Genomic DNA, 9,975 nt, shown 5'->3' with positions numbered 1-9,975 from the left:
CTACTTATCCTCTATACCACCTACTTAGACAGAACCTTGCCGTTAGATATGCCTGCCTTTATCCCTTGCTTAGTATTCTTGTACTATATTTAGATGCGTTTGCCCTGGCAGCCACAATAGGTAATCCACACTGTGTAATTCTTTTAGATGACATCAATGCCGATGTTGCCAGAAATTTTGGCCCAATATTTGAAGTTTTTCCTCTTTTCCCCAATCGCACTAATGTGCAGTTTATGAAGGTTTTAGATAGAAGCACTATTCAAATTGAAATTTGGGAAAGAGGAGCAGGTTACACTTTAGCTTCAGGTAGTAGCAGCAGTGCGGCGGCGGCTACTGCACATAAACTTGGTTTGTGTGACTCTGAAATTATTGTCCAAATGCCTGGGGGAGACATTTTAATTCAAATTAAAGATGACTTTCATATCTCTATGACTGGTTTTGTCACAAAAGTTGCCCAAGGAGAATTGTCAACAGAAATATTTGCCATAGAAACTGTCAGTAATATCTGAGAAAATTACTGAACCAATATCTAGATAGTAGAGTGTAAATTCAAAAATATTGCATCTACTACCTTCATGAATCCTCACATAATAAAGGCTTGGGAAGAAGTTCGGACTACTTTTAAAGAGATTTGGGGTTACGAAGATTTCCGTCCGCCACAAGGGGAAATTGTTGGCAGTGTATTATCCCGAAAAGATGCACTAATTATTATGCCTACCGGGGGCGGAAAATCAATTTGTTTTCAACTACCTGCGCTTCTACAAACGGGTTTGACTTTGGTCGTTTCCCCATTGGTAGCGTTGATGGAGAATCAAGTGCAGGAACTACTCCAACGCCAACAAAAAGCAGCGCTTTTGCATAGTGAGTTGTCCACATTTCAACGCCGCACAACTCTACAAGCATTAGAAAAACAACAGCTAAGATTACTATATTTATCTCCTGAAACTTTATTAAGTCCACCAGTTTGGGAAAGATTATGTCAGCCACAACTGCAAATAAATGGCCTAATTTTAGATGAAGCCCATTGTTTAGTGCAGTGGGGTGAAACATTCCGCCCGGCTTACCGCAGATTAGGGGCTGTTAGACCTGCATTACTCAAACATAAACCACCAGGAACCAAAATCAGTATTGCTGCGTTTACGGCTACGGCTGACCCCTCTGCACAACAAACGATTCAAACAGTTTTACAACTACAGCAACCAGATATTTTTCGCCTTAATCCTTACCGTCCTAATTTGCATCCCACTGTCCGCATTGCTTGGACACCAAAGGGTAGGAAACAGCAATTAATTAAATTTATTCAAAATCGACCCCAACAAGCAGGATTAATTTACGTCCGCACTAGAAGAGATAGTGAAGATTTAGCTGCATGGTTGTCACAAATGGGTTACGCCACAGCTAGTTATCATGCTGGATTAGGCGCAACAGAACGCCGGGAGGTAGAAGCCAAGTGGTTAGGTGGGAAAATTCCCTTTGTGGTGTGTACCTGCGCTTTTGGAATGGGGATTAACAAGCCAGATGTGCGCTGGGTTATCCACTATCATGCACCACACCTATTATCTGAATATGTGCAAGAAATTGGTCGTGCGGGAAGGGATGGTAAACCAGCCGAGGCGCTGACATTAGTGAGTGAACCAACAGGGTGGCTAGATCCAGAGGATAAACAAAGACAGCAGTTTTTTCAAGAGAAAATGCGATCGCAACAACAAAAAGCCCAGCAATTAATCAATAAATTACCACAGCAGGGAGAAGTTAACGTCATCAGCAAACAATTTCCTGATAGTGCTGTAGCACTAGCCTTACTCCACAGCAGTGGTCAATTAAACTGGCTTGACCCTTTCAATTACAAAATAGAACACAACGCCAAAAGTCAGCCATCCACACAATTGCAGGCTACTAAACAAATGACTCAATATTTAAATACTAAACAATGTCGCTGGCAATTTTTATTAAATGCGTTTGGATTTGATAAAGAAGCAAATAACTGGCGTTGTGGACATTGCGATAATTGCCGAAATTAACTCATCCAGTAAGCTCATGCTTTTTGCCCTTAAATTTATCCCATAATGCGCGATGAGATGAATAACCAAATTCATCATTACGGGTTTCATATTGTTGAATCCAATTTTGAAGAAACTCAAAAGTTTTAGTTTGTTCTTCAGATGATTTGAACTTATGAGGTTCCCAATGTCGATTGCTGTTGTTTTGTAAACATTTATCAATACCAGGGTTGAGAAAGTAAATTTCAGTGGCAAATTCTAAAGCAATTTCTATGAGGCTACTATAGCAGCCTTCAATTATCCAATTATTATTATTATTTTGGATAAATTCTAGTAAATCTTTTGCTGCATCTACATGAGAACGGCGTACAGCAATTTGATCTGGTTCCCATGCAATAGTATCAAGGTCGAGAATTGGAATACCAAGATTTTGTCCGAGCTTCTGTGCTAAAGTGCTTTTTCCGGAACCAGAATTGCCAAATATCAAAATGCGATTCATTGTACAAATTAAAAAGATAAATATTAATTAATACCTGCTATTTTTTTACTAAATGCGAGATGTAATGAGCAAAATCTACACTCCATATCTAAAAAATAAATTAGATTTTTAGAGGAGTTAAAAGCTGGAATTTAGGTTAATTCCTAACTCTTAACTCTTGATTATGATTTTTTAAAACTGACGCAAAAACCGTAAATCACTAGCATATAAACGGCGGATATCGTCGATTTGGTGTAACACCATTGCAAAGCGTTCGACACCGAAACCAGCCGCAAACCCAGTATAAATTTCTGGGTCATAGCCTACAGACTTCATCACATTGGGATCGACCATACCGCAACCCATGACTTCCAGCCAGCGCCCATTCCACTGCAAATCTACCTCAGCCGAGGGTTCAGTAAAGGGGAAGTAACTGGCACGGAAACGAATTGGTAAATCACCAAACATAGCTTGCAAGAACACCTTAATAGTGCCTTTGAGGTCAGTAAAAGTTAGTCCCTCATCAATGGCTAACAACTCAATTTGATGGAAAACTGCTGAGTGGGTGGCATCTACATTATCTCGCCGATAAACTCGTCCAGGAGCCACAATGTGAATTGGTGGTTCCTCTTTTTCCATATAACGAATTTGTACCGATGAGGTGTGAGTACGCAGGAGATTACCATCTGGGAGGTAGAAAGTATCCTGCATATCACGGGCGGGGTGGTCTGGTGGGGTGTTGAGAGCCTCAAAATTGTAGTAATCTGTCTCCATCTCTAACCCTTGCGCCACCGTGTAGCCCAAGCCAACAAAAACATCTAGCGCCCGGTCAATAATGCCATTTAGGGGGTGAATACGTCCTTGCGGCTTGTAAATACCAGGCATAGAGACATCAAGGGTTTCTGCATCAAGCTGTGCCTGAATTTGGGCAGATTCTAAAGATTCCCGTTGCTTATCTAAACTAGCTTGTAGGGCTTCCTTAACCGTATTGGCGATCGCTCCAATTTTCGGTCGTTCCTCCGCACTCATCTGCCCCATGCTTCGCAACAAAGCCCCCAATTGCCCTTTTTTGCCCAGATAACTAACTCTGAGTTCCTCCAGACGTTCGAGGGTATCGGCGGCGGCGATCGCCTGTTCTCCTTCCTGCCGCAGTGCTAAAAGTTGAGCTTCTAAGTTGCTAGTCATTAGTCAATAGTCCATAGTCAATAGTCAATAGTCCATAGTTTTGGACTATTCGACAAATAACTTTAGTAGTATGCCATTAATTAACCCAAGACAAGAGTTAAAACCATAGCTCTTCTTACCAGTTTAGAGGCGATCGCCTATGGAAGCATCTTTTAAGTTCCAATGTTTAACTAATGACTGTTGACTAATAACTATTGACAATGACTATGAAATTACTGATAAGCAATGATGACGGCATTTCCGCCTTAGGTATTCGTACCTTGGCTAACGCCTTAGCCGAGGCGGGTCATGATGTAACTGTAGTTTGTCCAGATAGGGAGCGATCGGCTACTGGTCATGGACTAACTCTACACCAACCAATTCGCGCCGAAATTGTCGAGTCAATTTTTCACCCCGCGATTAAAGCTTGGGCTTGTGATGGTACTCCCTCCGATTGCGTGAAACTGGCACTTTGGGCTTTATTAGATTCTCCCCCCGATTTAGTCCTCTCTGGGATTAATCAAGGTGCTAATTTAGGCACAGAAATTTTGTATTCTGGTACGGTTTCTGCGGCGATGGAAGGAATGATCGAAGGTATTCCCAGCATCGCTTTTAGCCTAACTAGCCACATTTCCAGAAATTTTCAGCCTGCGGCAAAGTTTGCCACCATTCTAGTAGAACAACTCGCTGCTAAACCCATACCAGATTTGATGTTACTCAACGTTAATATTCCTCCTGTGGAATGGGAAGAAATCACTGGCGTTAAACTCACCCGTCAAGGGGTGCGGCGCTACGTCGATGTTTTCGATAAGCGAACTGATCCTCGTGGCAAAACCTACTACTGGTTAACTGGAGAAGTTTTAGAGGAAGTGGAACCCCCAGAAGGCTTAAATCTTCCCCAAAATGTACCCATCGACGTTCATGCAGTCAAAGATAACTACATCAGCATTACCCCACTGCAATACAACCTCACCTATGCCAACGCATTAGATAAATTATCGAATTGGAATTTTCCTATGTCTTAAATCTGGGTTTAGGGGTGTAGGGGTTTAAGGGTTTAGGGGTTAGTGAAATGATTATTGTCTCGTTAGTCTGAACGTTATAACTCACTGCTTGGTAAAAAACATACACTTGCGAGTATCCCCAGTACCCAATCCCCAATCCCCAGTGCAACACAACAAAATTTAGGCTATAAAGTTATGAGCATTCTTGCTATTAGTGATACATAAATGCTGGGAGTTATGAGGTAAGCGCCTTGTATTACCTCACCTGGTTGACAACATCTACCGAAAACAAAGTATGCTGTTTTACCAACAACTCTATTCTCTATCTCCTACGGTAAAACAGTATAAATTTCACAAAACAAGTAAAACACTTGTGAGTAAATAGCCCGCTCAGTCCAGCAGAAAATACCCATGTCAAGGATAGAGAACCAATTTACTGTGCAGTTTTGGGGCGTTCGTGGCAGCATCCCCTGTCCTGGCCCACATACAGTCCGTTATGGCGGTAATACACCTTGTGTTGAGATGCAGGTGGCAGGTAAACGCCTAATTTTTGATGGTGGTACAGGGCTACACGTCTTGGGGCAATCTTTATTGCGCCAAATGCCGATAGAAGCTTACCTGTTTTTCACTCATTCTCACTGGGATCATATGCAGGGTTTCCCCTTCTTTGTTCCAGGATTTGTGAAAGGGAATAATTTTCATATCTATGGTGCGATCGCTCCCGATGGTTCCACTGTGGAACAACGGTTGAATGATCAAATGCTCCACCCCAATTTTCCCGTACCTTTGCAAATCATGCAAGCCAACCTGCATTTTCACGATGTGCAACCAGGGCTACCAATTCATATCAATGATATTACCGTCGAAACAGCAGCCCTCAACCATCCTGGTGAAGCCGTAGGCTATCGAGTTAACTGGCGTGGTGGTGCAGCAGTTTACATTACGGATACAGAACATTTTCCAGATAAATTGGATGAAAATGTCCTGAGGTTGTCTAGAAATGCAGATATTTTAATTTACGATTCCACCTACACCGATGAAGAATATCACTCTGCCAAATCCCCGAAAATTGGTTGGGGACATTCGACTTGGCAAGAGGCTGTCAAAATAGCAAAGGCGGCTAATGTCAAGACATTAGTTATTTTTCACCATGATCCAGCCCATGATGATGATTTCTTAGATCAGGTCGGCGCGCAGGCTTTTGCCCAGTTTTCTGGGGCAATTATGGCGCGGGAAGGAATGGTACTCCAGGTTCCTGTGTCGGCTCCCTTATCAGAATCTTTTCCCGTTAGCAATGTTTCCGCGTAAAAGTTGCACTCGGAGTAATTGTAGATTTTAGATTAGATTGGTGATTAGGAACTGTCAGCGCCAGAGTGTACCTGTAAGGTATTGTGCGACGATCTGATGGTTAAATAAACCTCAAATCCCAAAATCCAAGTGCTAAATCTGTCTCAAAATGGGTGTTCTGTGTGGGTTGCTTCTACAACTGAAATGGTTCTCACGCCAACGGCTGTTGCTCTTGGTAAGTTTGATGGAGTGCATCTTGGCCATCAAAGGGTCATTCAGCCAGTTTTGCAGTCAACCAAGAGCGCACAAACATGGGGAGATGGACTAGACTCATCAGCCCAATCAGCAAACCCCCCAGCAGCACCACAAGAACGGATATACTCCACAGTTGTCACTTTTCGTCCTCATCCCCAAGAGTTCTTTACAGGACAAGCCCGTACTTGGTTAACTCCTCTAGATGAAAAAGTACAACAATTGCGATCGCTTGGGGTAGATCAACTAGTACTACTACCCTTTGACAAAGAATTAACTGCTTTGTCACCGGAAGAGTTTGTCGAAAAAATCCTTGTGCAACAACTACGCTGTCAACGAATTAGCGTCGGGCAAGATTTTTGTTTTGGCAAACAGCGCCGTGGTACTGCCAGGGACTTGCAGTTAATCGCAGCCAAATACCATATCCCTGTTAGCATAGTTCCTTTACAAACTTCTGATGGGCAATTTCTGGAAGACGGCAACTGTGGTAGCTTTGAGTCTCTAGAGGATGCCCCTATTAGTACCTCATTAATTCGCCAAGCGCTAGAAACGGGCGATATCAAAACTGCCAATCGATTCTTAGGACGACCTTACATTCTCATGGGCGTAGTCGTTGAAGGCGAACAACTTGGTAGAACCATTGGTTTTCCTACCGCCAACCTGGAACTACCAAAAGATAAGTTTGTCCCCCGTCAAGGAGTTTACGCAGTCCGTGTCAAAATTCTCGGTGAGAGCGCAGATGCTAATGTACCATCAGAAATTTTGGGGGTGATGAATATTGGCAACCGTCCCACAGTTAATGGTACTTATTCATCGGTGGAAGTGCATCTTCTTGACTGGTCTGGGGATTTATATGGCAAAGAACTAGTAGTGCAGTTAGTGGACTTTCTGCGACCAGAACAAAAATTTCCCTCTCTAGAAGCCTTAAAAGCCCAAATTCAACAAGACTCCACTGTCGCTAGACAAATTTTATCAAGGGAGAATTGAGAATAGGGGTGTAAGGGTTTAGGGTTTAGGGGTATAGGGGTTTTTGAACATCTACACCCTAGTAAGCTAATGCGTGCTAAAAAAGCATAACTACTAATAAGGGCTGTCAACAGTCAACAGTCAACAGCCAACAGCCAACAGCCAACAGCCCTCACAATGGATTGCCCAACTTAAAAGCTTGGCAGTCAAAATGCAGAATAAATTTTAAATTTTGAATTTTGACTTGCCTAAGTGGGAACACTGTAAATACAGGAGTGGAGAATAAGGCATAGGTTATTCTCCATTCCAGTTTCTTCATAGGACTGACACACGAAGAATGGATTTGGTCATGAGTATAGGTGTTCACAACCCTTACACCCCTACACCCTTAAACCCTTACACCCCTTCTCTTGCATAAGTCCTGCCATACCCTAATCCCCGAACCTGTGGTGCATGAGAGATAAAATTGACGCTTTAACCCAAAATCTGAACCGTACCATTGTTGGCAAAACCGAGGCTATACGCTTAGTGTTAGTGGCACTTTTAGGCGGTGGTCATGCCTTACTAGAAGATGTCCCCGGAGTTGGCAAAACTCTCTTGGCAAAATCCCTGGCACGTTCATTGGATGGTACATTTCAACGACTGCAATGTACACCTGATTTACTCCCTACAGATATTACTGGCACTAATATTTGGAATCCCAAAAGCGGCGAATTCAGTTTTATGCCTGGGCCGGTGTTTGCCAATGTTGTCTTAGCAGATGAAATTAACCGCGCCACACCCCGCACTCAATCAGCTTTGCTGGAGGTGATGGAAGAACAACAGGTAACCGTTGATGGAGTTTCCCGCACAGTTCCCCATCCTTTTTTTGTGATTGCTACCCAAAACCCTGTTGAGTATCAAGGTACCTTCCCTTTACCAGAAGCTCAAATGGACAGATTTATGTTGTCTTTAAGCTTGGGCTATCCGGGTGTGGATGAAGAACTAGAAATGTTGCAAAATCTTCAGCATGGTATCAAGGTTGGCGATTTACAGCCTTGTCTGACCTTGGCAGAGGTGGCAGAATTACGAGAAATTTGTTCTCAAGTCAAAGTAGAAACGATTTTACAGCAGTATATCCTCGAATTGGTCAGGTCTACACGCCAAGACGAGGAAATCACTCTCGGTGTCAGTCCACGGGGTACTGTTGCACTACACAAAGCTACCCAAGCACTGGCTTTCTTATTAGGGCGTGATTATGCCATTCCTGATGATGTGAAATTTCTCGCTCCTCATGTCCTGTGCCATCGCCTCATTCCCAGGGGCGGACGTAGTGCTAGAAGTGTAGTTGATAGGTTATTGCGATCGCTACCTATTCCTTAATTTGCTTGAGTTTGCTCGTGTTAGGATCGCCTACAAAACAAGGTAAAAAACAAATGAAGGCGATCGAAGTTACTGGCACAATTGACTCTCAGGGAAATCTCATTCTAGACCAGCCAATTCAGGGAACAACTTACCCTCATCAGGTACGGGTAATTGTCTTGGTTCCAGAAGAACAGGTACAAGCAGAAGAAGTTGACCCTGACGATACACCAGTTGAAGAAATTAAAGCCAGCTTGCGAAGGGCATTAAAGCAAGCAAAAGAAGGAAAACGCATACCCCTATCCCAAATGTGGGAGGGTATTGATGCCGAATGAACAGCCATTGGTGTTAATAGATTTAACGCCTGAATATAAACAAAACTTACGCGACCTTGCCAAAAGATTTCGCAATATTCGCTCTGATGTTCAACCAATTACCCTGCAATTACAACAAGGTAACTTTGTCGGAGATAGGATTGGTGGCATTGGTGAGGAGTATGTTGTTTACAAGGTGAGAGTCCGTAATAGTAATATCCAAAAAGGTAAGAGTGGTGGATACCGATTAATTTATCAATTGGAATCACCGACAAGTATTTTGCTACTCACAATTTATTCCAAGTCTGACCGAGAAGATATTGGTGTCAATGAAATTCAAGATATTATAGCTGATTTTTATGGTGAGTAAATTTGACGCTTACATTTGAAGATACTCACTACCACTCATCACTGTCTTAAGTACGTCTTATGATAGAGCTACAAGTGCCACATCTACGTATTTGGGAACGTGAGGAATGTCAAATCTAGTTAAACGCAAAGCCCGTACTCGTTCACTCAACCGCCGACCTCTGGGTTTAATTTTTATTATCCTGGCATGGAGTCTGGCTATGGGTTGGTTACTAGCCTTGGCAACCAGCGCCCACAGTGCTACACCTACAGCAGAAATTGGCACTGTTGACGTAATCCCCCCAGGACAAAAACTGGGACAAGAACTGTATTTAGAAAATTGTGCTACTTGTCACATTGGTTTACCACCGGCTGTTTTACCTAGTCGAACTTGGCGGAATCTCCTACAAGACTCACAGCATTATGGCGTACAACTCAAGCCTTTAATTGATCCACCACGGGCTTTAGTCTGGCGGTATCTTTCCACCTTTTCCCGTTCCCAGCTACCAGACGAAGAAACACCCTATCGCGTCAGAAATTCTCGTTATTTTAAAGCTTTACACCCTAAAGTTGATTTACCTCGACCTGTGCAGATCAATGGTTGTGTGACTTGTCACCCTAGTGCAAGTGAGTATAATTTCCGTCGCCTGAGTGCAGAGTGGGAAAAGTAGGACTGGGTAACCAGCAGAGAATTGGAACTCAGAAACTCATCACTTCCCCATCGGATATTGCTACTTAGCAAGGATCGGCGTTCTCTGCCTCATCGGAAGGTGAAATGATACTATTAGAACAGTCTCAATTTTAAACTGCGATATAAAAGC

At 43.0% G+C, this 9,975-nt stretch carries 10 protein-coding genes and 1 pseudogene; 9 read left to right on the top strand and 2 right to left on the bottom strand.

Features of this window, described 5'->3' with window-relative positions; genetic code table 11:
- Together H6G14_RS27465 and H6G14_RS27460 are read left to right on the top strand one after the other, a co-directional pair.
- Positions 1–509: pseudogene (locus H6G14_RS27465) on the top strand (hypothetical protein); the annotation flags it as partial.
- A gap of 66 nt (positions 510–575) precedes the next feature.
- Complete coding sequence (locus H6G14_RS27460) at positions 576–2,021, top strand: RecQ family ATP-dependent DNA helicase (RefSeq protein ID WP_190571429.1); 1,446 nt, start codon at positions 576–578, stop codon at positions 2,019–2,021.
- Position 2,022: 1 nt separating this feature from the next.
- Here the strand turns inward: H6G14_RS27460 and H6G14_RS27455 are convergent, their stop codons facing one another.
- Positions 2,023–2,499, bottom strand: coding sequence for a P-loop NTPase family protein (locus H6G14_RS27455; RefSeq protein WP_190571427.1), 477 nt, complete (start codon positions 2,497–2,499; stop codon positions 2,023–2,025).
- A gap of 171 nt (positions 2,500–2,670) precedes the next feature.
- Entirely contained in the window at positions 2,671–3,663 is a 993-nt protein-coding gene (pheS, locus tag H6G14_RS27450) for a phenylalanine--tRNA ligase subunit alpha (RefSeq protein ID WP_190571426.1), read from the bottom strand.
- 206 nt (positions 3,664–3,869) lie between these two features.
- Between pheS and surE the strand changes: the two genes are divergently transcribed.
- The 7 genes from surE to H6G14_RS27415 all read left to right on the top strand — a co-directional run bounded on the left by surE (position 3,870) and on the right by H6G14_RS27415 (position 9,825).
- A complete protein-coding gene (gene surE, locus H6G14_RS27445) occupies positions 3,870–4,667 on the top strand; it encodes a 5'/3'-nucleotidase SurE (RefSeq protein ID WP_190571433.1) in 798 nt (265 codons plus the stop codon).
- 390 nt (positions 4,668–5,057) lie between these two features.
- Positions 5,058–5,954, top strand: coding sequence for an MBL fold metallo-hydrolase (locus H6G14_RS27440; RefSeq protein ID WP_190571425.1), 897 nt, complete (start codon positions 5,058–5,060; stop codon positions 5,952–5,954).
- 129 nt (positions 5,955–6,083) lie between these two features.
- Complete coding sequence (locus H6G14_RS27435; RefSeq protein WP_190571424.1) at positions 6,084–7,172, top strand: bifunctional riboflavin kinase/FAD synthetase; 1,089 nt, start codon at positions 6,084–6,086, stop codon at positions 7,170–7,172.
- Positions 7,173–7,604: 432 nt separating this feature from the next.
- Positions 7,605–8,513, top strand: coding sequence for an AAA family ATPase (locus H6G14_RS27430; protein ID WP_190571423.1), 909 nt, complete (start codon positions 7,605–7,607; stop codon positions 8,511–8,513).
- A gap of 53 nt (positions 8,514–8,566) precedes the next feature.
- Positions 8,567–8,827, top strand: coding sequence for a type II toxin-antitoxin system RelN family antitoxin (locus H6G14_RS27425; RefSeq protein WP_190571430.1), 261 nt, complete (start codon positions 8,567–8,569; stop codon positions 8,825–8,827).
- Positions 8,817–9,176: a type II toxin-antitoxin system RelE family toxin gene (locus H6G14_RS27420; RefSeq protein WP_190571422.1), complete on the top strand. Its 360-nt coding sequence runs from the start codon at positions 8,817–8,819 to the stop codon at positions 9,174–9,176. Before H6G14_RS27425 ends, H6G14_RS27420 begins: the two co-directional genes overlap by 11 nt.
- Before the next feature lie 106 nt (positions 9,177–9,282).
- Positions 9,283–9,825, top strand: a complete 543-nt coding sequence (locus H6G14_RS27415) for a cytochrome C (protein WP_190571421.1) — start codon at positions 9,283–9,285, stop codon at positions 9,823–9,825.
- Positions 9,826–9,975: the final 150 nt, after the last annotated feature.

Source organism: Nostoc parmelioides FACHB-3921, from assembly GCF_014696625.1.
In the GTDB taxonomy this organism is placed as follows: Bacteria; Cyanobacteriota; Cyanobacteriia; order Cyanobacteriales; family Nostocaceae; genus Trichormus; species Trichormus parmelioides.
Note: the sequence above shows the minus strand (reverse complement) of the source record. Positions and strands in the feature narration are given on the sequence as shown.